At 70.7% G+C, this 23,470-nt stretch carries 20 protein-coding genes; 12 read left to right on the forward strand and 8 right to left on the reverse strand.

What is annotated here, in order from left to right:
* Positions 1–73: 73 nt before the first annotated feature.
* Complete coding sequence (locus ACGFJ7_RS43505) at positions 74–859, forward strand: DUF2927 domain-containing protein (RefSeq protein WP_360254100.1); 786 nt, start codon at positions 74–76, stop codon at positions 857–859.
* Here the strand turns inward: ACGFJ7_RS43505 and ACGFJ7_RS43510 are convergent.
* Together ACGFJ7_RS43510 and ACGFJ7_RS43515 are read right to left on the reverse strand one after the other, a co-directional pair.
* Positions 834–1,115, reverse strand: coding sequence for a hypothetical protein (locus tag ACGFJ7_RS43510; protein ID WP_392648067.1), 282 nt, complete (start codon positions 1,113–1,115; stop codon positions 834–836). The two genes, ACGFJ7_RS43505 and ACGFJ7_RS43510, sit on opposite strands and share 26 nt — an antisense overlap.
* Entirely contained in the window at positions 1,112–1,558 is a 447-nt protein-coding gene (locus tag ACGFJ7_RS43515) for a hypothetical protein (protein ID WP_392648069.1), read from the reverse strand. Before ACGFJ7_RS43515 ends, ACGFJ7_RS43510 begins: the two co-directional genes overlap by 4 nt.
* Positions 1,559–1,706: 148 nt before the next feature.
* Here ACGFJ7_RS43515 and ACGFJ7_RS43520 point away from each other — a divergent pair, with 148 nt between their 5' ends.
* The 4 genes from ACGFJ7_RS43520 to ACGFJ7_RS43535 all read left to right on the forward strand — a co-directional run bounded on the left by ACGFJ7_RS43520 (position 1,707) and on the right by ACGFJ7_RS43535 (position 8,684).
* Positions 1,707–2,591, forward strand: a complete 885-nt coding sequence (locus ACGFJ7_RS43520) for an AraC family transcriptional regulator (RefSeq protein ID WP_392648070.1) — start codon at positions 1,707–1,709, stop codon at positions 2,589–2,591.
* Positions 2,592–2,698: 107 nt separating this feature from the next.
* Positions 2,699–3,973, forward strand: a complete 1,275-nt coding sequence (locus ACGFJ7_RS43525; protein WP_392648073.1) for an MFS transporter — start codon at positions 2,699–2,701, stop codon at positions 3,971–3,973.
* A complete protein-coding gene (locus ACGFJ7_RS43530) occupies positions 3,970–6,492 on the forward strand; it encodes a glycoside hydrolase family 78 protein (protein WP_392648076.1) in 2,523 nt (840 codons plus the stop codon). Before ACGFJ7_RS43525 ends, ACGFJ7_RS43530 begins: the two co-directional genes overlap by 4 nt.
* Positions 6,489–8,684: a glycoside hydrolase family 3 C-terminal domain-containing protein gene (locus tag ACGFJ7_RS43535; RefSeq protein WP_392648078.1), complete on the forward strand. Its 2,196-nt coding sequence runs from the start codon at positions 6,489–6,491 to the stop codon at positions 8,682–8,684. Before ACGFJ7_RS43530 ends, ACGFJ7_RS43535 begins: the two co-directional genes overlap by 4 nt.
* A 36-nt stretch (positions 8,685–8,720) precedes the next feature.
* On the opposite strand, the gene ACGFJ7_RS43540 is transcribed toward ACGFJ7_RS43535, so the two are convergent.
* Complete coding sequence (locus ACGFJ7_RS43540) at positions 8,721–9,719, reverse strand: LacI family DNA-binding transcriptional regulator (protein ID WP_392648080.1); 999 nt, start codon at positions 9,717–9,719, stop codon at positions 8,721–8,723.
* A gap of 121 nt (positions 9,720–9,840) precedes the next feature.
* On the opposite strand from ACGFJ7_RS43540, the gene ACGFJ7_RS43545 reads away from it, so the two are divergent.
* From ACGFJ7_RS43545 to ACGFJ7_RS43555, 3 genes are all read left to right on the forward strand, one after another.
* Positions 9,841–11,526, forward strand: a complete 1,686-nt coding sequence (locus ACGFJ7_RS43545; RefSeq protein WP_392648083.1) for a 3-ketosteroid-delta-1-dehydrogenase — start codon at positions 9,841–9,843, stop codon at positions 11,524–11,526.
* 22 nt (positions 11,527–11,548) lie between these two features.
* Positions 11,549–12,319 (forward strand): SDR family NAD(P)-dependent oxidoreductase, encoded by a 771-nt coding sequence (locus tag ACGFJ7_RS43550; protein WP_360254116.1) that lies wholly within the window; start codon positions 11,549–11,551, stop codon positions 12,317–12,319.
* A gap of 159 nt (positions 12,320–12,478) precedes the next feature.
* The gene (locus tag ACGFJ7_RS43555) at positions 12,479–13,954 is read left to right on the forward strand and encodes a mannitol dehydrogenase family protein (protein ID WP_360254118.1); all 1,476 of its coding nucleotides are present in this window, start codon (positions 12,479–12,481) and stop codon (positions 13,952–13,954) included.
* Here the strand turns inward: ACGFJ7_RS43555 and ACGFJ7_RS43560 are convergent.
* Positions 13,951–14,661 (reverse strand): phosphatase PAP2 family protein, encoded by a 711-nt coding sequence (locus ACGFJ7_RS43560; protein WP_360254120.1) that lies wholly within the window; start codon positions 14,659–14,661, stop codon positions 13,951–13,953. The two genes, ACGFJ7_RS43555 and ACGFJ7_RS43560, sit on opposite strands and share 4 nt — an antisense overlap.
* An 11-nt stretch (positions 14,662–14,672) precedes the next feature.
* Positions 14,673–15,539 (reverse strand): fumarylacetoacetate hydrolase family protein, encoded by an 867-nt coding sequence (locus ACGFJ7_RS43565; RefSeq protein ID WP_360254122.1) that lies wholly within the window; start codon positions 15,537–15,539, stop codon positions 14,673–14,675.
* A gap of 34 nt (positions 15,540–15,573) precedes the next feature.
* Here ACGFJ7_RS43565 and ACGFJ7_RS43570 point away from each other — a divergent pair, with 34 nt between their 5' ends.
* The 4 genes from ACGFJ7_RS43570 to ACGFJ7_RS43585 all read left to right on the forward strand — a co-directional run bounded on the left by ACGFJ7_RS43570 (position 15,574) and on the right by ACGFJ7_RS43585 (position 20,856).
* Positions 15,574–16,344, forward strand: coding sequence for an IclR family transcriptional regulator (locus ACGFJ7_RS43570; RefSeq protein WP_360254124.1), 771 nt, complete (start codon positions 15,574–15,576; stop codon positions 16,342–16,344).
* A 109-nt stretch (positions 16,345–16,453) separates the two neighbouring features.
* Positions 16,454–17,881, forward strand: a complete 1,428-nt coding sequence (locus ACGFJ7_RS43575; RefSeq protein ID WP_360254126.1) for an extracellular solute-binding protein — start codon at positions 16,454–16,456, stop codon at positions 17,879–17,881.
* Positions 17,878–19,848: an ABC transporter permease subunit gene (locus tag ACGFJ7_RS43580; protein WP_360254128.1), complete on the forward strand. Its 1,971-nt coding sequence runs from the start codon at positions 17,878–17,880 to the stop codon at positions 19,846–19,848. The genes ACGFJ7_RS43575 and ACGFJ7_RS43580 overlap by 4 nt, the downstream gene beginning before the upstream one ends.
* Before the next feature lie 66 nt (positions 19,849–19,914).
* Positions 19,915–20,856 (forward strand): hypothetical protein, encoded by a 942-nt coding sequence (locus ACGFJ7_RS43585; RefSeq protein ID WP_392648089.1) that lies wholly within the window; start codon positions 19,915–19,917, stop codon positions 20,854–20,856.
* Between the two features lie 9 nt (positions 20,857–20,865).
* On the opposite strand, the gene ACGFJ7_RS43590 is transcribed toward ACGFJ7_RS43585, so the two are convergent.
* The 3 genes from ACGFJ7_RS43590 to ACGFJ7_RS43600 are packed head-to-tail and all read right to left on the reverse strand — an operon-like array spanning position 20,866 to position 23,422.
* Positions 20,866–21,591, reverse strand: a complete 726-nt coding sequence (locus ACGFJ7_RS43590) for a PIG-L deacetylase family protein (RefSeq protein ID WP_360254132.1) — start codon at positions 21,589–21,591, stop codon at positions 20,866–20,868.
* A gap of 4 nt (positions 21,592–21,595) precedes the next feature.
* Positions 21,596–22,234: a response regulator transcription factor gene (locus ACGFJ7_RS43595; RefSeq protein WP_360254134.1), complete on the reverse strand. Its 639-nt coding sequence runs from the start codon at positions 22,232–22,234 to the stop codon at positions 21,596–21,598.
* Positions 22,235–22,249: 15 nt separating this feature from the next.
* Positions 22,250–23,422, reverse strand: a complete 1,173-nt coding sequence (locus tag ACGFJ7_RS43600) for a histidine kinase (protein WP_360254136.1) — start codon at positions 23,420–23,422, stop codon at positions 22,250–22,252.
* Positions 23,423–23,470: the final 48 nt, after the last annotated feature.

Consider the following 23,470-nt stretch of genomic DNA (forward strand, 5'->3'; position numbering starts at 1 on the left):
GCCGCGATGCCGGTCGATGCGTCATCGTACGATCTTGGCCGGCGCTGGTGCGGGGGCTGGGGGAGGGCGTGCGATGACGGGCTCTGGTGTTGGTTGGGGGCTGTCTCGGCTGCTGCCTGTCGCGCTTGTTGCCGGCTTGGGGCTGGGCGCCTGTGGGTCGACGGAGCCGGGACCGCCGGCGGTGGCGGAGGTGCCGTCGGCTGTTCCCGCTACGCCCTCGGCTGTTTCGGTGGCGCCGTCGGAGGCGGTTCGGGTGGCGCCCGTTCGGTCGAGCATCAGCAAAGCTGGGCTCGACTACTTCTTTGCGATCGCGCTGGGGAGTGAGTACGGGAGCAAAATCAAAGTCGTCACGATGTGGGACAAGCCTGTAGTCACGGTCCGGGTGCACGGTGGTTCCGCGAAGAGCCGGGACTGCCTGAACAAGGTGATTGCCGACTTCAATGGGCTTACCGCCACTACCGACCTGAAGGTGGCGCCGGGGGTGGCCGACATCGAGCTCCACTTTGTTCCCGCGTCGCAATTCCGGGCGATCGTGCCGAGCGCCACGCCGGGCAGCAACGGGTACTTCCAGCGGGAGTGGTCGTACAAGTACGAGATGACCAGTGCCACGGTTCTGGTGCGGTCGACCGGTGTCAGCGAGAAGTTTCGCTGCCACCTGATCCGCGAGGAGATGACCCAGGCCATGGGTCTGGGTAAGGACTCCGTGAAGTATCCGGACAGCGTCTTCTACGACAAGTCCGGGCCGAACCCGACGCGGTATTCGGCCCTCGACAAGGAGATCATCCGGCTTCTGTACGGGGGGACGGTGCGGCCCGGCGACGGCGAGGGTGTGATCAGGCAGACGGTGACGGTGAAGTGAACGGCGGGGCGGCGCGCAGGCCGTCGGCCAGGGCGTCGAGGGCGGGCTCGGCGGTTGCTGTCGATCCGGACCGGGTGAAGAAGCTCATGGGGTGCCAGCCGCTGGTGCAGTAGTCGGGGGCCCAGGGGCGCAGGCCGGACAGGTGGCCGGTGGAGGCGCCCCAGGCGGTCAGGGTGCGCAGGAAGGCGTACTCGCCCTCGGGGGTCTGCGGGTAGCCGGGTGCGGCGTTGTTCCACTCGTACGGTGGGGTCATCAAGGCCGAGGGGTAGCCGGTTTCGGCTCCGGTTGGTGCGAGATGTCGCCGTAGACGTTCCACAGCCCCAGTTCCACGTTGAGGGGAAGGCCGATCCGGCGGGCCAGGGCCGCTCGGCGCAGGGCGCGGGTGATGCCGTGTTCGGCATCGCCGTCGGTGGCGACGGGGCGGGTCGCGACTCGTACGAAAACCTCGTTGGCGCCGTGGGCGACGAACAGGCGCTGCAGTTCGTCCGCCGTGCGGGCTTGCCGGCTCGCGTCGCGAAGCACGGTCTGGGCGAGAACCGCCTCGGTGAATGGGCTTACCGACAGCGAGGCCCGGAACGGGGTCCGTGCTGTCGCCCGGGGTGCCGCGGAAGCGATGCCGGCGCTGCCGAGGGCGGCGGTCACGCCGGCCGTGGCGGCCAGGGCGAGCAGGTTCCGGCGGCTCAGTGGTCTTTCACTCATGAGTGGCTGCCCCTTCGAGGGATCCGCGTGAATCGTTTCAGGAACGATTCTCATGATGGCGGTCGTGTTAACGGAGGGGGTAGATCCGAACTCACCGGAGGTAGCACGATATTCACAGTTCGGTGCGTCTCGTTTAGCCTGACCGACCATGTCGAGCTCGCCCGTGCAGGATCCGAGTGGGCTGGTGTACCTGGCCGACGGCAGTCCGGCCTACGCCGGCCGGCATGTGCATGAGAGCGGGTATCCCGTTCACAGTCACGGTTTCCTGGAGATCGCGGTCGTGGTGGCCGGCTCGGGAGTGCATCACTGTGTGACCGGGCGGCAGCGGCTGAGCGCCGGCGACGTGCTCGTTCTTCGCCCCGGTGTGTGGCACGGGTACGAGGACTGCGAGGACCTGGCGCTGTTCAACTGCTGCCTGAGCGCGGGGCTGCTGCACCGGGAACTGCTCTGGATGCTCAGCGATCCCGTCCTCGGCCATCTGCTGTGGGCCGGGCCCAGCTCGGTCGGCCGCCGGGGGATCCTGACCGCGCGGCTGGAGGCCGGCGACCTGGCTGAGGCGGTCGAGCATCTGAGCGCGGTGGACCGGTTGAAGGGGCTGTCGCTCGTCCGGCATCGCTCCGATCTGGTCGGCCGGATGACGCTGTTCCTGGGCCTGCTCGCGCGGACGGTCACCGAGGCGGCCGAGCCCGGGGCGGCCGGGCCCAAGTTGATACATCCGGTGATCCTGCGGGCCATGCGGATGTTCGACGAGCGGCTCGCCCATCCCTGGACCCTGGCCGAGCTCGCCGCCGAGTTGCACCTCGTCCCCGGCTCCCTGGTCCGGTTGTTCACCACGTCGGTCGGCCTGCCGCCGATCGCCTACTTGTCACAGCGCCGGGCCGAAGTGGCGGCCACCCTGCTCCAGCGGGACGATCGGCCCATCGCGCGGATCGGTGAACTGGTCGGCTGGCCGGATCCGAACTACTTCGCCCGCCGGTTCCGGGCACACCTCGGGATGAACGCGAGCACCTATCGCCGCCTGTTCCGGCACTAGATCTCCTGGTCGTCATGCGCTTGCGCGCGCTAGTTGAGGTGCGTAACATCCTCGCAACTAGTACGCGCTAGTGAACTGGCCCACCTTCTCGTCTGCCCGGAGGCTTCATGACGCTCGCTTCTGAGGAACAGGAGGCGTCCCCGCCGCCGGTCCCGGCCAAGGTCGACGGCACCTACATCTGGCTGATCGTCGCCGCGCAGTTCGGTGTCTTCGTCGCCTTCATCACCCCGGTTGCCATCTCCCTCGCCATTCGGGTCGGTCAGCTCGCCCCCGGCCACGAGGAATACCTCGGCTACATCACCGGCGCCGGCGCGCTGGTCGTGGTCCTGCTCGGCCCGATTCCCGGAATCCTCAGCGATCGCACCCGGACTCGGCTGGGGCGCCGCCGGCCGTGGATGATCGGGGGCACCCTCCTCGGCGTGGTCTCCCTGATCGTGATGGCTGTCGCGCCGTCCGTGTGGATTCTCGGTCTCGGCTGGATCCTCGCCCAGATGGGCTGGGGAACGGTGCTCGGAAATCTGCAGAACTCCACGGCCGACCGGCTGCCCGAGGAGCAACGCGGCCGGGTCGCCGGCCTCAGCGGTTTCGCCCAGCAGATCGGCCCGGTGCTCGGCGTCGTGCTGGCCGGCGGCCTGGCGGGCGACAGCCGGCTGTTGTTCCTCGTGCCCGGAGCCGTCGGCGTCGTCCTCGTCGCCCTGTTCGTGGTCGTCGTGGCCGAGCCGGACAGCCGCGGCCGCGAGCACGCGCCGTTGACCGCCCGGGCCCTCGGCGCCAAATTCCTCTACGACCCGCGGCGCCACCCGGACTATTCATGGAACTGGCTGGGCCGTTTCCTGTTCTATTTCGGACTCACCCTCAACACCACGTTCACCGCGTTCTTCTTCGCCAGCCGCCTCGAGGTCACCGTCGAGGAGGTGGCCGGGCTGATCGCCGTCCTGGGTGGCTTCGGCATCCTGGCCACCGCGGCCGGTGCGATCGGCGGCGGGTTCCTGTCCGACAAGCTGCGCCGGCGCCGGGTGTTCGTGCTGACCTCCGGCACCGTCTTCGGCACCGGAGCCCTGCTGATGGCGCTCGCCCCGAGCACGCCGCTGCTGTTCGCCGGATCGCTGATCTGCTCCCTGGGCATCGGCGGGTTCGCCGCCGTGGACCAGGCCCTGCTGCTGGACGTGCTGCCCGAACGGGAGACCGATGCCGGCCGGTACATGAGCATCACCGGGTTCGCCACCTCCATCCCGCAGGCCCTGGGGCCGTTCGTGGCCCCGGTGTTCCTGGCCGTCGGCGCAGGAGGCGGCGAGAAGAACTACACCCTGCTCTACCTGGTCGCCGCCGCCTGCACGGCGGCCGGTGGCCTCGTCGTCCTGCGCATCAAGTCGGTCAAGTGACCGCGTACCGGAAGGAAAGCCCGATCGTGTCCCACTCCTGGCAGGCCGCGTTCGTCAGCGCCGCGGCGCCGTCGGCGGCCGACGACCCCGCGCCGTACTTCCGGCGCGAGTTCACCGCGGCCGGCGGCCTACGGAAGGCGACCCTGCACGTCACCGCGCTCGGCATCGTCGAGGCCCACCTCAACGGCCGCCCCGTCGGCGACGACGTGCTGGCGCCCGGCTGGACCTCCTACCGGCACCACCTCGACGTCCGCGCCTACGACGTCACCGCCTCGATCCACGCCGGGATCAACGCGATCGGTGCCGTCGTCGCCGAAGGCTGGGCCGCCGGCCGGCTGGGCTGGGAGAACAAACGCGGCCACTACGCGGACCGGCCCGCTCTCTTCCTGCAGCTCGACCTCGAGTACGCCGACCGGACCGAGACGATCGGCACCGGCGCGGGCTTCACGGTCGGCACCGGCGCGGTCCGCGCGGCCGGCCTTTACGACGGCGAGACGTACGACGCCCGGCTCGAACCCGCCGGCTGGAGCGAAGCCGGCTTCGACGACACGTCCTGGGCGCCGGCACAGCCGTTCGACTGGAACCTGTCCGCGTTGCGTGTGCCCGTCGCCCCGCCGATCCGCCGCATCGAAGAACTGCCCCCGGCCGGGATCAGCACCAGCCCTTCCGGGAAGACGATCGTCGACTTCGGGCAGAACATCTCGGGCTGGGTACGGATCACCGTCACCGGCGCCGCCGGCGACACCGTGACGTTGCGCCACGCCGAACTGCTCACCCCGGCCGGGGAACTGGAGACCGAGTCGAACCGTACGGCCAAGGCCACCGACCGCTACACCCTGCGCGGCGACGGCACGGAGACCTGGGAGCCGCGCTTCACCTTTCACGGATTCCGGTACGTGCAGGTCGACGGCTGGCCCGGCGAGCTGACGGCCGAAGACCTCCGAGCCGTGGTCGTGCACAGCGACATGAGGCGGACCGGCTGGTTCGAGTCGTCCGACGACCTGCTGAACCGGCTCCACGCGAACACCCTGTGGTCGATGCGGGACAACTTCGTCGGGGTGCCCACCGACTGCCCGCAACGCGACGAGCGGCTGGGCTGGACCGGTGACCTGAACGCCTTCGCCCCGACCGCGGCCTACCTGTACGACGTGCGCGGCGTACTGCGATCGTGGCTCGCCGACCTGGCCGCCGAACAGCGGGAGACCGGGACGGTTCCGTGGGTGGTGCCCGACGTCCTCTCGAATCCGTCCCCGCCGACGGCGCTGTGGAGCGACGCCGCGGTCAGCGTCCCGTGGCTGCTCTACCAGGAGTACGGCGACGAACAGATCCTGGCCGACAGCTACGACTCGATGGCCGCCTTCATCCGCCAGGTGGAAGGCCTGCTCGACGAGCACGGCCTGTGGAGCAGCGGTTTCCAGTACGGCGACTGGCTGGACCCGGACGCCCCGGCCGACAACCCCGCCGGCGGCAAGACCGACCGGCATCTGGTGGCCTGCGCCTACCTGGGCAAGACGACGCGCGAGATGGCACAGGCCGCGGCGGTCCTCGGCAAGCACGAGGACGCGCGGCACTTCGCCACCCTCGCCGACCGGGTCCGTGGCGCCTTCCGCCGGGAGTACGTCACCGAAGCCGGCCGGATCGCCGGGGAATCCGCCACCGCGTACGCCCTGGCCATCACGTTCGGCCTTCTCGACGACGCCCAGTTGGTCAAGGCCGGTGACCGGCTGGCCGAACTGGTCGCCCAGGCCGGCTACCGCATCGCCACCGGGTTCGCCGGCACGCCGCTGCTGACCGATGCCCTGTCCAGCACCGGGCATCTCGACGAGGCGTACCTGTTGTTGCTGCAGAAGCAATGCCCGTCGTTCCTGTATCCGGTGACGATGGGTGCCACCACGATCTGGGAGCGGTGGGACGCCGTGCTGCCCGACGGCACCCTCAACTCGACCGGGATGACGTCACTCAACCACTACGCGCTGGGCGCGGTGGCCGACTGGCTGCACCGGGTCGTCGGCGGCCTGCAACGCGTCGCTCCCGGGTGGCGGGAGATCCGCGTCGCCCCGCAGGTCGGTGGCGGCCTCACCGCGGCCCGCTCCACCCATGACACCGTGCGCGGGCGGGCCGAGGTGGCCTGGCGCGTCGAGGGCGGCGAGATGGCCGTCGACGTGACCGTGCCCCCGGACGCGCGGGCCACCGTCGTGCTGCCACTGCACCCGGTCGGCGCGACCGAGCAGGTCGGCCCCGGCACCCACAACTGGCGTTACCCGCTGCCCGAGAGCTTCGGCGCCCGGCCCGCGTACACCATGGAGACGCCGCTGAAGACCATCGCCGACGACCCGCACGTCTGGCCGGCGGTGAGCGCCGTGTTCGCCTCCTATTTCCCCGGCATCCCGATCGACGGCTCCGCGCCCGAGGCGGCCGCCATGTCCCTGACCACCGTTCTGCAGTTCATCCCCGGCGTCCCCGCCGGACTGGAGGACGACCTGCGCGCCGCGCTCACCCCGGAAGGAACCCTTCGATGACCGACCTCAGCCGGCTCACCCTGGAACAGAAGGCGTCGCTGCTGTCGGGCCGGGATTTCTGGTCGACCAAGCCGATCGACGCCGCCGGGGTGCCGTCGGCGGCGCTCACCGACGGCCCGCACGGGGTGCGCAGGCAGGCCGGGACCGCCGACCACCTGGGCCTCAACGACAGCGAGCCGGCCACCTGTTTCCCGCCCGCCGTGGCCGTCGGGTCCTCCTGGGACCCTCAGGTGGCGGCCCGGATCGGCCAGGCGATCGGCCGGGAGGCGCGGGCCCTCGGCGTCGCCGTGCTGCTCGGCCCGGGCGTCAACATCAAACGATCGCCGTTGTGCGGGCGCAACTTCGAGTACTACTCGGAGGACCCGTACCTGTCCGGGGTCCTGGGCGCCGCACACGTGCGCGCCCAGCAGGCCGAGGGTGTCGGCGCGTCGGTGAAGCACTTCGCGGCCAACAACCAGGAGACCGACCGGATGCGGGTGAGCGCCGACGTCGACGAGCGCACCCTGCGCGAGATCTACCTGCCGGCCTTCGAGAAGGTCGTCACCGAGGCCGCGCCGGCCACCGTCATGGCGTCCTACAACAAGATCAACGGTGTGTACGCGTCGGAGAACCGATGGCTGCTCACCGACCTGCTGCGTGACGAGTGGGGCTTCACCGGGACGGTCGTCTCCGACTGGGGCGCGGTCAGCGACCGGATCGCCGCGCTGACCGCCGGCCTGGACCTGGAGATGCCCGGCACCGGCGGGACCACCGACGCGCAGATCGTCGACGCCGTACGCTCCGGCGCCCTCGACGAATCGGTGGTCGACGACGCCGTACGCCGAATCCTGTCTTTGATCGAGCAGCACCCGTCCGAGACGGCGGGGTTCGACGCCGACGCCCACCACGCCCTGGCCCGGGAGCTCGCCGCCGAATGCGCGGTACTGCTCAAGAACGACCACCGGGTGCTGCCGCTGGAGCCCACCACGAGCGTGGCGGTCATCGGCACGTTCGCCGCCGAACCCCGATACCAGGGCAGCGGCAGCTCCCGGATCAACCCGGCCCGTCTCGACACCCCTCTCGACGCGATCCGTGCCATCGCCGGCGACGTACGGCACGTGCCCGGCTTCACCGTGCCGGACGCCGTCGCGGCGGCCGCCGCCGCCGACGTCGCGGTCGTCTTCGCCGGCCTTCCCGACAGCGCGGAGTCCGAGGGCTTCGACCGTGACCACCTCGACCTGCCCGCCGAGCAGGTGAACGTGGTCCGCGCGGTCGCGGCCGCGGCCAGGCGTACGGTCGTGGTCCTCGCCAACGGCGGCGTGGTCAGTCTGGAAGGCTGGCACGACCAGGTCGACGCCATTCTCGAGGGCTTCCTGCTCGGGCAGGCCGGCGGCGGGGCCGTCGCCGACCTGCTGTTCGGTGCCGCCAACCCGTCCGGGCATGTGGCCGAGACCATTCCCGTACGTCTGGAGGACACCCCGGCCTTCCACAACTTCCCGGGCGAGCAGGGCCACGTCCGCTACGGCGAAGGCGTCATGGTCGGCTACCGGCACTACACGACGGCGCAGGCGCCGGTGCGCTATCCGTTCGGCCACGGGTTGTCCTACACCACCTTCAGCACGCGAGGCCTGGCCGTCGAGGTCACCGGTGACGACACGGCCACCGTGACCGTCACCGTCGCCAACACCGGCGAGCGGGCCGGGAAACACGTCGTCCAGGTGTACGTGGCCACCGGCGCCGGGCCGGTCCGCCGCCCGGCCCGGGAACTGCGCGCCTTCGCCAAGGTCCTCTTGGAACCGGGGGAGGAGCGCACGGTGGAGTTCACTCTGGACCGGCGTGCCTTCGCCTACTGGGACATCCGGTACGGACGGTGGGTCGTCGCGCCGGGCGAGTACCGCATCCAGGTCGGCGAGGACGCGACCCGCGTCGTGACCGAGGAAAGCGTCGACATCGCCGGTGACGTCATCACTCTTGAGCTGTCGATGGACTCCACGGTCAAGGAATGGTTCGCCCACCCCATCGCCGGGCCCGCACTCATGCAGGGCATGACCGCCGGGATGACCCCCGAGCAGCAGGCCCAGGCGGAGCAGCAACAGGACCAACTGCGGATGGTCGAGTCGATGCCGATGCGCCAGTTCGCCGGCTTCCTCGGCGACGCCATGCCGCCGGCCGCCCTCGAACAGCTCATCGAGGCCACCCGGTCGGGCGCGTAGGAGCCGCTCCCAGCCGACACCGGCCGGCAGGTGATGTCAGGCGCCGAGCGGCGCGGTCGAGTCGCGGGGGACCAGTGTCACGTCGACGTCCGCGCCGCTGCTCGGGCGGGGGCGGCCGTCGGCCAGGTGCAGGGCCTCCTGGGCGACGAAGCGGCCGAGGCCGGAGCTGTTCATCCGGACGCTGGTCAGCGCCGGCACGAAGAGGGCCGCGAGCGGGCTGTCGTCGTGCCCCACCACGGACAGGTCGCCGGGCACGGACAGCCCGGAACGCAGCGCGGCGCCGGTCACCGCCGCCGCGACGTCGTCGTTGTAGGCGACCACCGCTGTCACACCGGCCCGGTGCCACCGGCCGACCGCCTGGTCGGCGGTGCCGTCGCGATAGTCGACACTGTGGACGGACAGCTCGCCGAGGCCCAGATCGTGGACGGTCCGCCGGGCGGTGCCCAGCCGGTGCGCGTTCAGCGCGGCCAGCCGAGGATCCGGCGACTCGGCGAACGCCAGGCGGACATGCCCGAGCTCGTGCAGATGCCGCACCTGCAGCGTGGTCCCGGCGGAGAGGCCCGGCAGGTGGGCCCGGCCGCCGGGCTGGGGGAAGATCTTGGTGATGCCGCTGGCGCGCAGCGACTTCACCGTGCCGGCGTCGAATGCGGAGAAGCCGACGACGACGTCGGGATCCAGCGATTCCCACAGCGGCCGGCTGCGGTCGCCGAGATGCCGCGTGTAGGCCACCATCGAGAAGCCCGCTTCGTCGAGCACGTGCGCGGCCTCGTCGAGGTAGCGGCGCATGTTGTGCTCGAGCGGCCAGTCCGGCAGGACGAACAGGACGATGCGGCTGCGCCCCCGGGCCAGCGTCTGGGCGGCGCGGTGCGGGCGGTAGCCGAGCCGGGCCGCTTCGGCGAGGACCCGCTGGCGGGTGCCCTCGGAGATGGTCTGGCCGGGGGTGTTGTTGAGCACGAACCCGACCGTGGCCCGGGACACGCCGGCGGCGGCCGCGATGTCCGCCGCGGTGATCCGTCGTCGCACCGTGTCAGCCATGAACAGATCTCCTTCCGGTCCCGGACACTGTAGCTTGCACGCGCTAGTGTCCGGTCTTCCGTCATCGGCTAGCGCGCGCTAGCCTGAAGCGACCGGCCCCCACGACTGTCGAGGTGCGACCATGCCCCGTACCACCCTCGCCCCGGCGCCCGCCCACGGCGCCACCGTCGACCTCGTGGTCATCGGGTCCGGAACCGGCATGGCGGCCGCGCTCGCCGCCCGCGAGCTCGGGCTCGAAGTCCTGATCGTCGAGAAGACCGCCTACGTCGGCGGGTCGACGGCCCGCTCCGGCGGCGCCTTCTGGATCCCGGCCAATGACGACCTGCTCGCGGCCGGAGCCCAGGACTCCCTGGACCGGGCCGCCACCTACGTCGCCGCGGTGGTCGGCGACTCCGCACCCGAACCGCGCTGGCGCAGCGCCCTGGGACACGGTCCGGCCACGGTGCGGATGCTGCGCCGGACCACGCCGATGCGGTTCAGCTGGGCCCGCGACTACGCCGACTACCACCCGGAGCAACCCGGCGGCAGCGCCGCCGGGCGCAGCTGCGAATGCCGTCCGTTCGACCTGTCGGTCCTCGGCGCCGAACGCGCCCGGCTGCGCCCCGCCGTGCTGGCCGCGCCGGTGCCGATGCCCGTCACCGGCGCCGACTACCGCTGGATGAACCTGCTGGCCCGGGTGCCGGGCAAGGCCGTACCGAAGATCGCCCGCCGGGCGGTGCAGGGCATCGGCGGCCTGCTGATCGGCCGCCGCTACGCCGCCGGCGGCCAGGCGCTGGCCGCCGGGTTGTACGCCGGTGTGCTGCGGGCCGGCATCCCCGTCTGGACCGAGACCGCTCTGGTTCGTCTGCTCGTCGACGGTGAGCGGGTGACCGGCGCCGTCCTCGAGCAGAACGGCCGGGAGGTGACAGTCACCGCGCGCCGCGGTGTCGTTCTGGCCGCCGGCGGCTTCGACCACGACATCGAGGCCCGCCGCCGCTACCAGTCACCGGCCCTGGAGGCCGGCTGGAGCCTGGGCGCCGACGGCAACACCGGCGACGCGATCCGGATCGCCCAGCAGGCCGGCGCCGGCACCGGCCTGATGGAACAGTCCTGGTGGTTCCCCGCGGTGGCGCCGCTGCCGGGGGCGGCTCCGCAGGTGCTGCTGGCGGAACGGTCCCTGCCGGGTTCGTTCATGGTCGACCGGCACGGCCGCCGCTTCCTCAACGAGTCCACCGACTACATGAGCTTCGGCCAGCGTGTCCTGGCCCGGGAGAAGGACGGCGACCCGGTCGGCGCCATGTGGCTCGTCTTCGACCAGCGCTACCGGGACAGTTACGTGCTCGCCGGCACCGTTTTCCCGCGGATGCCGCTGCCGCGCGGCTGGTACGGCAACGGCGTCGCGCACCGCGCCGGCGACCCGGGACAACTGGCCCGCGCCGCCGGCCTGCCCGAGACCGCGTTCGCCGAGACGACGCGCCGGTTCAACAGCCTCGCCGCGACCGGGCATGACGACGACTTCTCCCGCGGCGCCAGCGCCTACGACCGCTACTACGGCGACCCCACGGTGACACCCAACCCCAACCTTCGCCCGTTGCGGGGCCGGTTGTACGCCGTCCGCGTCGTGCTCAGCGACCTCGGCACCTGCGGCGGCGTCCGGGCCGACGAGCACGGCCGCGCCCTGCGCCCCGACGGCTCACCGATCGACGGGCTGTACGCCATCGGCAACACCGCCGCCAACGTCTACGGCGCCTCCTATCCCGGCGCCGGCGCCACCATCGGCCAGGGCCTCGTCTTCGGCTACATCGCCGCCCAGCATGCCGCCGGCTGAACACCTACCGAAAGGGAACCCCATGCAGCGCTTCAACGGTCGTACCGCCCTGATCACCGGCGGCGGATCCGGAATCGGCCAGGCCACGGTGCTTCGCCTGCTCGACGAGGGCGCCACCGTCGTGGCGGCCGACATCAGCGCCGACGGGCTCACCCAGACGCGGAAACTGGCCGACGGCGACGGGAGCGCCGACCGGCTCACCACCGCGGTGCTCGACATCGCCGACGAGGCGGCCGTACGCGACGTCGTGGCCGGCGCCATCGGCACCCTGGGGCGCCTCGACGTGCTGGTGAACGCTGCCGGCATGCTGCGCGGCGCCCACACCCACGAGAGCAGTCTCGAGCTGTGGAACCGCGTCATCGCCGTCAACCTCACCGGCACGTTCCTGGTGACCCGGGCCGCCCTGCCGGCGCTGCTGGCCACCGGCCGCGGTGTGGTCGTGAACTTCAGCTCCACCTCGGCGTCGTTCTCCCACCCGTACATGGCCGCCTACTCGGCCAGCAAGGGCGGCGTCGAGTCGTTCACCCACGCGATCGCCGGCGAGTACGCCAAGCAGGGCCTGCGCGCGGTGAACGTGGCCCCGGGCAGCATCAGCAGCGGCATCACCAACAACTTCGCCGGCCTGGTGCCCTCCGACATCGACTACAGCCTGCTCGGCAAACTGACCCCGGCGCTCGGCCAGGGCTACGCCGGGCCGGAGGCGGTCGCCGGCGTGGTCGCGATGCTGGCCTCCGACGACGGCGCCTTCATCACCGGCACCGAGATCCGCGTCGACGGCGGCACCCACCAGTAGCGCGGCAACGTGCTCAGGCAGTCGGCGGACCGGGGCCATGATCCACCGCGCCTGCGAGCGGGCACGCGGCGGGCTCACTCGGGCGCCCGGTTGCCCGGTGTTCTTCGGGCGGGAGTGCGATGCTGAGGTGATCCCTGATCCGCCGCTGGGAGGAAGCTGATGTTGCCCCTCACTGAAGCCAACCTGACGTCGCTGCCCTCGGGTGTCGCCGTGCCGAACTACGACCGGGCGCGGCTGCGCGTCGGGATCGTGCACTTCGGAGTGGGCGGGTTCCACCGCGCCCACCAGGCCATGTACCTGGACCGGCTGATGAGTGCGCAGGCCGCCCTGGACTGGGCGATCTGCGGGGTGGGGGTGATGCCGGCCGACCGGCGTATGCAGCAGGTCCTCGACGCCCAGGACCGGCTCTACACGCTGGTGGTGAAGGCGCCGGACGGGACGCTGGACGCCCGGGTCATCGGCTCGATCAAGGAGTACCTGTACGCGCCGGACTCGCCGGAAGCGGTGATCGAGAAGATGGCGCAGCCGGAGGTGCGGATCGTCTCGCTCACGGTGACCGAGGGCGGGTACAACTTCAACGCGGTCACCGGCGACTTCATGGCCGACAACCCCGACATCCAGCACGACCTGGCCCTGCCGGGGGAGCCGCGGACGACGTTCGGGCTGATCACGGCGGCGATCGAGCGCCGCCGGCAGCGTGAGTTGCCGCCGTTCACGATCATGAGTTGCGACAACATCCAGGGCAACGGGGACGCGGCCCGGCGCAGCTTCGTGTCGTACGCGCGGCTGCGTGACCCGTCGCTGGCGGCGTACGTCGAGGAGAACGTCCGGTTCCCGAACAGCATGGTCGACCGGATCACGCCGGTGACCACCGACGACGACCGGGACGAGGTGCGCAAGCACTTCGGGATCGAGGACGGCTGGCCGGTGGTGTGCGAGCCGTTCACCCAGTGGGCGCTCGAGGACAAGTTCTCGTCGGGGCGGCCGCCCTTCGAGGACGCGGGCGTGCAGGTGGTGCCGGACGTCGAGCCGTACGAGCTGATGAAGTTGCGCCTTTTGAACGCCTCCCACCAGGCGCTGTGCTACTTCGGATACCTGTCGGGCTACCGGCTCGTGCACGACGTCGCCCGGGATCCGGTGTTCGCGCAGTTCCTGCTCGCCTACATGGAACGGGAGGCGACGCCGACGCTGGAGCCGGTGCCCGGCGTCGACCTGCGCGAGTACCAGCACCAGCTGATCGACCGTTTCTCGAACGCGCAGGTCAAGGACACGGTGGCCCGGCTGTGCGCGGAAAGCTCCGACCGCATTCCGAAGTGGCTGCTCCCGGTGATCCGGCAGAACCTGGCCACCGGCGGCGACATCCTGCTGTCGACGGCGGTGGTGGCGTCGTGGGCCCGCTACGCCAGGGGAGCCGACGAGCACGGGCAGCCGATCGAGGTCGTCGACCGGCTGCGCGATCAGCTGGTGTCGCTGGCCCGGCAGCCCGATCCGCTGGCCTTCATCCAGAACCGGGACCTGTTCGGGGATCTCGCCGACAACGAGCGCTTCGTGGCGGCGTACACCTCGGTCCTGAACAGCCTCGACGATCGCGGCGCGAAAGCGACGCTGGAAGCCCTCATGGCCGGGGCACTCTAGGCGGGGATGGTGCGTTTGGCGACGACCGGGCGGGCCCACCGCGTCGCCCGGTCGAGGATCGCCCGGAACATGACGACCACGCAGGTCACGCCGTTGAGGAACGACGCGGTCACGTCGGTGGGGTGATGCATGCCGCGGTAGAGCCGCGCGGTCGCCACGAGGAGCGGCACCAGAACGAGGAGCCAGGCCAGGCGTTTGGCCCAGGTCTTCTTCAGCATGACGCTGAGCAGGACGGCGAGCCCGACGTAGAGGGCGACGCTGGCCGACGTGTGGCCGGACGGGAAGCTCGAGGTGGGCGGCGAGTCGTCCAGATGCGGCACGGCCGGGCGCTGGCGGTCGATGACCAGCGTGGTGAACAGGAAGACGAGGGCCTGGGCGCTGACCGCGGCGCACAGGAAGAGCGGCTCGCGCCAGCGGTGCATCGTGAACCGCAGCCCGATGGCCACCGCCGCGGTGATGCCGACGACCACCGGCGTGCTGCCGAGCAGGCTGAAGAACTCCGAGACGTTGTTGAGGATGGCGTCCCGGTGTGCGGCGAAGTCCCGGTTGACGGCGTCCTCGGCGGTGAAGGGCCAGTCGTGCGACCACACCTTGGTCACGAGCAGGCCCAGCGCCACCATGACGCCGAAGAGCACGGTGACGGGCAGCAGGATCCGCTTGGCCACCTGCCCGAGGAAGGTGGTCCAGCTCGATGTCTCGGGGGGCATGGCGCGGTTTTTTACCCGATCGGGCGACCCGCCAATCCGCCGGCGACGACGACCTGGTTGGTGAGGGTGCCGAGGGCGGGCGAGGTGATCTCGATCGTGTCGCCGGCCCGGGTGGTGAAGTCCGCGTCCGGCACGACGCCGGTGCCGGTCAGCAGGACGGCGCCGGTGGGGAAGGTGAGCGCCCGGAACAGCCAGGCCGACAGCTCGCCGAAGCCGCGCGCCATCTCCGCCGTGGTGGTCGTGGCGGCGTACACCTCCCGGCCGTCACGCGAGATCCGCAGGCCGATCTCGAACGGCGCGGGCGGGACCGCCCAGCTCGGCACGATGGCCGGGCCCACCGCGCAGGAGCGGTCGTAGACCTTGGCCTGCGGCAGGTAGAGCGGGTTCTCGCCCTCGATCGAGCGGCTGCTCATGTCGTTGCCCAGGGTGTAGCCGAAGATCTCGCCGGCCGCGTTGAGGACCAGGCCGACCTCGGCCTCGGGCACGTCCCAGCCGGAGTCGGCGCGAATCGCGACGGCGCCGCCGTCCCCGACGACCCGCCACGGGCTGGCTTTGAAGAAGAGCTCGGGGCGGTCGCTGTCGTAGACGTCGTCGTAGACCGAGCCGTGCCCGGACTCCTCCTTACGCCCGTCGCGGCTGCGCTTGTACGTCACCCCGGCCGCCCACACCTCCTGCTCGTCGACCGGGGGCAGCACCTCGCCGCCGGGCCCGGCGCCGGTCGCGTCGCCGGCGGCGGCCTCGACCACCGCCCGGGCCCGGCCGAGGGGGAGGGCGAGCAGGCCGGCCAGGGTGTCGCCGAGCTCGCCCCATCGGTCGCCGGCGCGCACCGCCCAGCGCGTCCGGGCGCCGTCACGCAGGCGGTACAGAGAGATCGACATTCAACCATCCTAGGTGCGGAGATACCCTCTTCGGATGCCTCGTGTGGTACCCGCGGTCAGCCGCGCGCTCGACATCCTCGAGCTTTTCCTGGACCGTCCGCAGATGTCGGCCCGCGAGGTGATGGAGCGGCTCGACCTGCCGCGCACCACCGTTCACGAGCTGCTTGTCACGCTCGTCGAGCGTTCGTACCTGATCGCTGTGCCGGGCCAGCCGGTCCGGTACCGGCTCGGGCTGCCGCTGTTCCAGCTCGGCGCGGCCTTCGCGGGCCGGCTCGACCTGGTCCACGAGGCACAGACCGTCACCCGGGACGTGGCCGCCGCCTGCAATGAGGCGGTCCACCTGGCCGTGCTCGACGGTGCCGACGTCGTCTACCTCGTCAAGGTCGACAGCACCCATCCGGTCCGGATGGTCTCCGGGGTCGGGCGGCGGCTGCCGGCGCACTGCACGGCGGTCGGCAAGGTGCTGCTGGCCGGCCTCGACCGGGCGACGCTGGACGCCACCCTGGCCAAGGGCGTGCTGCCGGGCATGACGCCGGAGAGCATCACCGACCCGGACCGCCTGCGGGACCATCTCGAGGCCGTCCGGGCGGAGGGCGTCGCCGTGGACATCGGCGAGTCGGACACCGCCATGCGCTGCGTCGCCGCGGCGGTCCGGGACCATTCCGGCGCCGTGATCGCGGCCATGAGCCTGTCCGCGCCGATCATCCGCTGGACCCCGCAGGCCCATGTGGAGTGGACGGAGCTGATCCGGGGCGGGGCGGCGACGCTGTCCGCGCGCATGGGATATCCGCGGCAGCCTCGATAGCCGACTTCGAAACATTGACACCCTTCGCGGTCTTGTTCTAGCGTCGCGTCCACTCCACACGAAATATCGAACCACAGTCCGAGATTTCGAACAACGAGGGAGGCTGGCCATGGGGGGAACCACGCGGTCCCGGCGCGACTTTCTGGGTTTAGGGGTAGGAGTGCTCGGCGCGGCCGGACTGGCCGCGTGTGGCGGCACCTCCTCGTCGCCGTCGAGCGTGCAGCCGGACGTACCGAAGGAGTTGCTCGACGCCGCGGCGTCGTCGAAAGGCACCTCGATGGGCGTGCTGTCGCAGAAGCTCTACTCGACGGCGGCCAACGAACAGCTCGACGGATCGATCAAGAAATTCGCCGACGCGACCGGGACGAAGATCGAGAACAGCCTGGTCCAGGCCGACGCGGGCGACGTCGTCGCCAAGATAGACGCCGAGGTGAAGGGCGGCGTGGCCCGCGACCTGGCGTTCATGACCGACTCGCGGTTCATCGCCCAGTTCCACGCCCTGGGCGACCTGGAAGACGTGACGGACGTCGTCACCGCGCTGACGGCCAAGTACGGCGAGCCCTGCGCCGAGGCCAAGAACTTCTGCGTCTTCGACGGCAAGTGGTACGCGATCCCGTACCACTTCATCGGCATCGGATCCTTCCTGCGCAAGGACTGGATGCAGGAGAAGGGCATCGCGACCAAGGACGTCTACACTTGGGAGGAACTGCGGGACCTGTGCCTGGAGATCTCCGACCCGGGCCAGCGCCGCTTCGGCTGGGGAATGACCGTCAACCGGTCCGGTGACGGCAACGGCATGATCGAGGCCCTGATCAACTCGTACGGCGGGGCGATCGCGACGAACGACGGCAAGAAGGTCACCTTCGACTCGCCGGAGACGGTCCAGGCGGTGACCTTCCTGGGCGACATCTACACCAACCCCAAGTACAAGCCGATGCTGCCCCCGGGCGTGGCCAGTTGGACCGACACCAGCAACAACGAGAACTGGCTGGCCGGCATCCTCGGATACACCCGCAACAGTTTCAGCGTCTACGCCGACTCCAAGACCAAGAAGAATCCGGTGTACGGCAACACGCACGTCTTCTCCGACTGCGTCGGGCCCGCGACCGACAAGTCGCTGCTGCTCGGGCAGTCCCAGGGCTTCGTCGTCTTCAAGGGCGCCAAGAACCCCGGCCTGGCCAAACTCCTGGCGCAGTACCTGGTCAGCGCGCCCGCGCTGGTCGGGGTGTCCAAGGAGGCGCCCGGACTGGTCATGCCCGCCTGGGAGAAGGTCTGGGACGCCGACCCGTACTTCACCGGCGGCGACCCCGCGTTCGCCATGGTCCGCACCATGTCGCAGCAGCCGCTGCCGCTGTCCACCAAGAACGGCCTCAAGTTCCCGCAGAAGGCCAGCGCCGGACAGCAGGCGGTCGTCGCGGCCTACGTCCTGACCGACATGATGCAGCAGGTCGTGCAGGGCACCGCGCCCGCGCAGGCGGTGACCGCCGCCCACGCGAAGATGGTGCAGATCTTCGCGCAGCAGGGGCTGCCGCAGTGACAGCGGTACGGTCGGCCCCGGCCCCGGCCCCGGCCAAGGGCCCGCCGGGGCCGGGCTCCTTGACGAGAACTCAGCGGCGGCTGGGCCGGGACTGGCGGCTGGCCGCGGTGTTCCTGGCGCCCACGGCCGTACTGGTCGGTGTGCTCGTGCTTCTGCCGATCGCCCGGTCGGCGGTCACCAGCACCACGGAACGGCACGGTGCCGACAGCGTCTTCGTCGGACTGGGCAACTACCTCGCCCTGATCGACGACGGCCAATTCCGTACGGGCGTGGTGAACTCGTTCGTCTTCACGGCGTACGCCGAAATCTTCAAGGTCGTCCTGGGCCTGGCCGCGGCCCTGCTGCTGCACCAGCTGCGGCGCGGAAAGGCCCTGCTGACCGGGCTTCTGCTGGTGCCGTGGGTGGTGCCGACGGTGGTGACGGCGTTCAGCTGGCGGTCGCTGCTCGACCCGATCTTCGGCAGCGTCAACACGCTGCTCACCGCCTCGGGCATCGGGCCGGTCCTGGCCCATGTGCACCTGGTCGACAGCTGGCCCGCGGGCTGGCTGTCCGACGCGTCCCTGGCGATGCCGTCGGTGATCCTGGTCAACGTGTGGAAGGGCGTGCCGTTCTTCACCGTCTGCTTCCTGGCCGGGCTGAAGGCCATCCCGGCCGACCAGTACGAGGCGGCGACCATCGACGGCGCGTCCGCCTGGCGGCGGTTCGCGCACGTGACACTGCCCGGCCTGCGCCATGTCATCACCGTGACGGTCACCCTCTCGTCGATCTGGACGTTCAACAACTTCGACCTCATCTGGCTGCTGACCCAGGGCGGCCCGGGCGATGTGACGGCGCCGTACGTGCTCGTGGCCTATTCCAAGGCCATCCTGCAATTGCAGTACGGGGCCGGAGCGGCCGTCACCCTGGTCATGCTGCCGGTGATCGGCGGCCTGGTGTTCTTCCTGGTCCGGCTGCTTCGCGAGGACGGCGGCACCGGCCGGGCCGGGCCGCCCGGACAGCTGCGCAAGGCGCTGCCCTGGGGCCTCGCGCTGGCGTTCACGATCGCGCTGGCCTGGGCGGCACCGCAGATCTTCTGGAAGGCGGCGCTGATCCTCGGCGTGATCCTGGTGATCGCGCTGGCCGTCGGCCGGGTGGTCGCGGACCGCCGGCGTACGTCATCGGGGGTGTCGGGCCTGGCCCTGGCCGGGTTGCTGGTCTTCGTGCTGGGCCCGATGTACTGGATCGCGGTCACCGCCTTCAAGACCGAGGGGCAGGTGGTCACCCGGGCCAGCGACCTGTGGCCGGCGCCGTGGAGCCTCGAGCAGTTCACCGCCCTGTTCGCCAACCAGCCGTTCGGCCGCTGGTACCTCAACACCCTGGTGGTGTCGGCGGCGTCCACAGTGGTGGCGCTGGTCTGCGCCGTGCTGGCCGGATACGCGTTGGCCCGGCTGCGGTTCCGGGGCGCGCAGGGCTTCACGGTCACGGTGCTGCTGACGTACGTGATGCCGGGCGCGCTGCTGTTCATCCCGCTCTACCAGTTGCTCATCGGAGCCCGGCTCACCGACTCGCTGTGGTCGCTGGTGGTGACGTACCCGACCTTCACCATCCCGTTCGCCACGTGGCTGCTGGCCGGCTACTTCTCGTCGATCCCGGCCGAACTGGAGGAGGCCGCCCTGGTCGACGGCTGCTCCCGCGTCCAGGCGTTCGGCCGGGTGGTGCTGCCCCTGGCCAAGCCCGGGCTGCTGGCGGTGGCGCTGTTCACCCTGACCAACGCCTGGAACGAGTTCCTGTTCGCCTTCGTCTTCATCACCAAGGACGAGTACAAGACCCTCCCGGTCGGCATGCAGTCCATGATCGCCGGCGACGTCGTCCCCCAGGGCCAGCTCGCCGCCGCCTCCCTGCTGGTCAGCATCCCGGTGGTCGTGATGTACGCCTTCGGCCAGCGCTTCCTCACCGAGGGTCTCACGGCCGGCGCGGTGAAGGGCTAACTAGGCGTGAAGCAACGCGTCTCTTGACTAGTAGTCACGCCGTGCGGAAAGCTGTCTCCGACGTCGATGGCCGGCGTCGGAGGAGGAATGATGCCTGAGAGCGTGCCCCTCGATGTCGCGTCGGCGCGAGCGGCGCCTCCCCGCGACTTCGACGGCTTGTACAAAGCGTTGTTAGGGGCTCATCCCCGCGACGCGCTGAAAGTATTCTGCGGCGCACAGCTCGACGATGGGGCCGTTGTGGTGGAGAGGCCGACCGAGCAGCTGCGGCAACGCAGTCTCCAGTGCGACAAAATATTGGAAGTTCAGTACGACAACGACGAGCCCGCCGACCTCTACCACTTCGAGATCCAGGTCCAGCGCACCGAGGACTTCGAGGAACGGATGGTGGGCTACTGGGCGGGCTTGGCGGTCAAGCACCGGCGCTCGACGCACCGGATCCATCAGGTGGTGCTCTGGCCGCAGGGCGGTGGCTATCCGGGCCGCTTCACCCGTGACCGGGTCCAGATGGACTATCTGTCTGTTGACATTCCCGGCGACCTGGACCCGGGCGAGTTGCTGTCCGGGCCTTTGGCGCCGCTTGCGTTGTGGTCGCAGAAACCGCCACCCGATGTCGTCGAACAGGTCGCCGACCGGATCGCCGCGATCAGCTCGCCTGAGGAGAAGCTTGTCCAGGTCGAGCTGGGTATGCTCGTGCAAGGTGTCCTGGCGGTCCAATTTCTGGAAGCTCTGCGAAGGAGAGGCATGAACAACGTTCTCGAGCAGACGGAGTCCGGCCGCGAGATCGCTCGCCGAGGGCTGGAGCAGGGCCTGGAGCAGGGCCTGGAGCAGGGCCGCGTCGAGGGGATGCGGGCGCTGCTGCGGGCGAAATTCGGGGAGATCGCCGACCTCGACGAGCTTGCGCGGCGGCTGGCCGGCGACGACCACGACGGGAACATCGCCCGCGTCGTGGGCGGTGTGACCCTGGAAGAGCTGCGTTCCTCCCGCCGCGGCGTGCCCGGCCGCCGGTGAAGCCCCGGCTTACAGGAGGCCGAGGTTGAAGACCTCGAACGAGGCGCCGTAGCGGACGCCCAGGCGGGTGCCGGACTGGCGCGAGAAGCCCTCGAGGAACTCCTCGGCGTCGAAGGAGCCTGAGGTCAGGCCGTTCAGGTAGGCGGCGTGGGCCTCCAGCGAACGGACGCCCAGGTCGAACGTGTCTGTGGTGTCGACGCCGTGGGTTGAGCGGGGGGAACCGGCGGCCCACACCTCGCGCGTCGACCACTTGTCCAGGCCCTGGTCGCGGAAGATCCAGCGGTTGGCCGCGTCGCGGGCCGCGTCGAGGACGGCTCGGCCGGTGACCATGTGGTCGGACATGTTCAGGGCCTGGCCGGCCTCGTCCCAGCTGTCGCGGAAGTTGTTCGTGATGATGATGTCGGGGCGGTGGGTGCGGATCACCCGGGTCAGTTCCCGGCGCAGCGGTACGCCGTACTCGAGGACGCCGTCCGGCAGGCCCAGGAAGTCGACCTGCTCGACGCCGACGATGGCGGCCGACTCGCGCTGCTCCCGCTCGCGGGCGGGGGCCGCCTCGGCCGGGTCCAGACCGTCGATGCCGGCCTCGCCGCTGGTCAGCAGAACGTACGTGATGTCCTTGCCCTGCGCCGTCCAGCGGGCGATGGCGGCGGCGGTGCCGAACTCGAGGTCGTCGGGGTGGGCCACGATGGCCAGGCCGCGCTGCCAGGACTCGTCGACGGGCTGTAGTGAGGTCATGGCCTCAGCCTACGAGGCGGCGCTCCCAGGCCCAGGCCGCGATCTCCACCCGGTTCCGGGTGTTGAGCTTCGTGTGGATGCTGCCCAGGTGCGTCTTCACCGTGCCGACCGAGATGAACAGCTGGGCCGCGATCTCCGCGTTGGTCAGGCCGCGGGCGGTCAGCTTCACCACCTCCAGCTCGCGTGGGGACAGGCCGCCCTCGTCGGTCGCGGCCGCCGGCGGGGACAGGTGTTCCAGCAGGCGGACCGTGATGGAGGGGCTGATCAGGGCGTCGCCCGAGACCGCGGCCCGGACCGCCTCGATCAGCAGGGCCGGGCCGGAGTCCTTCAGCAGGAAGCCGGCGGCGCCGTTGCGCAGGGCCTGGTGAACGTACTCGTCCAGGTCGAACGTGGTGACCACGACGATGCGCAGCGGGTCGGGCACGCCGGGGCCGGCCAGCAGCCGCAGGGCCTCCAGGCCGTCCATCTTCGGCATGCGGATGTCGAACAGCGCCACGTCCGGCTTCAGCTTGCGGGCCAGGGCCACCGCCTCGACGCCGTCGGAGGCCTCGCCGACGACTTCCATGTCGGGCTGAGCGCCGATGATCATGCCGAAGCCGGTACGGACCATCGCCTGGTCGTCGGCGATCAGTACGCGAATCACCTGAAGAAACCGCCTTTACGGAATGGGGAAGGCCGCGTCGACCACCCAGCCGCCCTCGATGCCCGGACCGGCGGTGATCCGGCCGCCGACCGCGCGGACCCGTTCGGTGAGGCCCACGAGACCGTACCCCGGACGATCTCTCGGGGTGACGGCGCGCGCCGGGACACCGTCGTTGGCCACCCGCACCAGCAGCCAGTCGGGGGTGCGGCGGACCCACACGTCGGCGACCCGGGCCGCCGGGGCGTGCTGGCGGACGTTGGTCAGGGCCTCCATCACCACCCGGTAGGCCGAGGTCGACACCTCCACCGGCAGGCCGTCGGCGTCGCCGTCGACGTGGATGCGGGCGGTCGCCCCGCCGGCCGAGTTGAACTGGTCGAGCAGGACCGGCAGTTCGCCCAGCCCGGCCACCGGGGCCAGGGGCGCGTCGGGTGACGAGGAGGGGTCGCGCAGCACGCCGACCATGCGGCGCATCGAGGCCATCGTCTCGGCACCGGCCTCCTCGATCTGTTCCAGGGCCAGCAGCACCCGTTTCGGGTCCTGCTCGGCGATGAACCGGGCGCCCTGGGCCTGCACGACGATGCCGGTCACGTGGTGGGCGATGAAGTCGTGCAGGTCGCGCGCGAACTCGGCGCGCTGCTCGGCCCGTACGGCGTCGACCGCACGCTCCCGGGAGCTCTCCAGGATGCGCAGGTAGATGCCGACGCCGATGGCGGCGGCCCCGGCGAGGGCCTGGATCAGGCCGAAGATGACGAACTCGGCGCCCTGGCCGCCGCGCAGCGGCTGGAAGCTGACCGCCGCGCCGACCGCGATGACGCCGGCCACCGCCCAGCCGGGCTTGGCCCGCCGGGCCAGCACGAACAGCACGCCCAGCAGGGCCGCCGACTCGGCCAGGCCCCAGCTCAGGTAGCTGTAGTCGCTGCGGTAGGCCAGGACGACCGTCACGGTCATGGTCAGGGAGGCCAGGCCGAGGACCACTGCGACTTTCGGCAGAGTGGTGGACCCCTGTTTGTGCGCGGGCAGCCAGACGACCGCGGCGGCGATCGCCAGGAGCACCTGGAGCAGGCCGAGCAGCTCCGAGTCGCGCAGCAGGCCCTGCGCGACGTCGAACAACCCGAGCACGGCCATGGCGGCCAGCGCGAGGAACTGCCCGAGGCGGAGCAGGATCAACCGGTTCGTGTTCGTCTGCATCGTGACCCAGCGTAGTTGCAGGTGAGCGCGCCTTCATCGGCCGAAAGG

The sequence above is a fragment of the Actinoplanes sp. NPDC048988 genome, from assembly GCF_043197815.1.
Classification (GTDB): Bacteria; Actinomycetota; Actinomycetes; order Mycobacteriales; family Micromonosporaceae; genus Actinoplanes.

Bases quoted from the DNA above. Each gene is read 5' to 3' on its own strand.
- ACGFJ7_RS43505 (WP_360254100.1), top strand. From the start codon at position 74: ATGACGGGCTCTGGTGTTGGTTGGGGGCTGTCTCGGCTGCTGCCTGTC.
- ACGFJ7_RS43515 (WP_392648069.1), bottom strand. From the start codon at position 1,558: ATGAGTGAAAGACCACTGAGCCGCCGGAACCTGCTCGCCCTGGCCGCC.
- ACGFJ7_RS43520 (WP_392648070.1), top strand. From the start codon at position 1,707: ATGTCGAGCTCGCCCGTGCAGGATCCGAGTGGGCTGGTGTACCTGGCC.
- ACGFJ7_RS43525 (WP_392648073.1), top strand. From the start codon at position 2,699: ATGACGCTCGCTTCTGAGGAACAGGAGGCGTCCCCGCCGCCGGTCCCG.
- ACGFJ7_RS43535 (WP_392648078.1), top strand. From the start codon at position 6,489: ATGACCGACCTCAGCCGGCTCACCCTGGAACAGAAGGCGTCGCTGCTG.
- ACGFJ7_RS43540 (WP_392648080.1), bottom strand. From the start codon at position 9,719: ATGGCTGACACGGTGCGACGACGGATCACCGCGGCGGACATCGCGGCC.
- ACGFJ7_RS43545 (WP_392648083.1), top strand. From the start codon at position 9,841: ATGCCCCGTACCACCCTCGCCCCGGCGCCCGCCCACGGCGCCACCGTC.
- ACGFJ7_RS43550 (WP_360254116.1), top strand. From the start codon at position 11,549: ATGCAGCGCTTCAACGGTCGTACCGCCCTGATCACCGGCGGCGGATCC.
- ACGFJ7_RS43555 (WP_360254118.1), top strand. From the start codon at position 12,479: ATGTTGCCCCTCACTGAAGCCAACCTGACGTCGCTGCCCTCGGGTGTC.
- ACGFJ7_RS43560 (WP_360254120.1), bottom strand. From the start codon at position 14,661: ATGCCCCCCGAGACATCGAGCTGGACCACCTTCCTCGGGCAGGTGGCC.
- ACGFJ7_RS43565 (WP_360254122.1), bottom strand. From the start codon at position 15,539: ATGTCGATCTCTCTGTACCGCCTGCGTGACGGCGCCCGGACGCGCTGG.
- ACGFJ7_RS43570 (WP_360254124.1), top strand. From the start codon at position 15,574: ATGCCTCGTGTGGTACCCGCGGTCAGCCGCGCGCTCGACATCCTCGAG.
- ACGFJ7_RS43575 (WP_360254126.1), top strand. From the start codon at position 16,454: ATGGGGGGAACCACGCGGTCCCGGCGCGACTTTCTGGGTTTAGGGGTA.
- ACGFJ7_RS43585 (WP_392648089.1), top strand. From the start codon at position 19,915: ATGGCCGGCGTCGGAGGAGGAATGATGCCTGAGAGCGTGCCCCTCGAT.
- ACGFJ7_RS43590 (WP_360254132.1), bottom strand. From the start codon at position 21,591: ATGACCTCACTACAGCCCGTCGACGAGTCCTGGCAGCGCGGCCTGGCC.
- ACGFJ7_RS43600 (WP_360254136.1), bottom strand. From the start codon at position 23,422: ATGCAGACGAACACGAACCGGTTGATCCTGCTCCGCCTCGGGCAGTTC.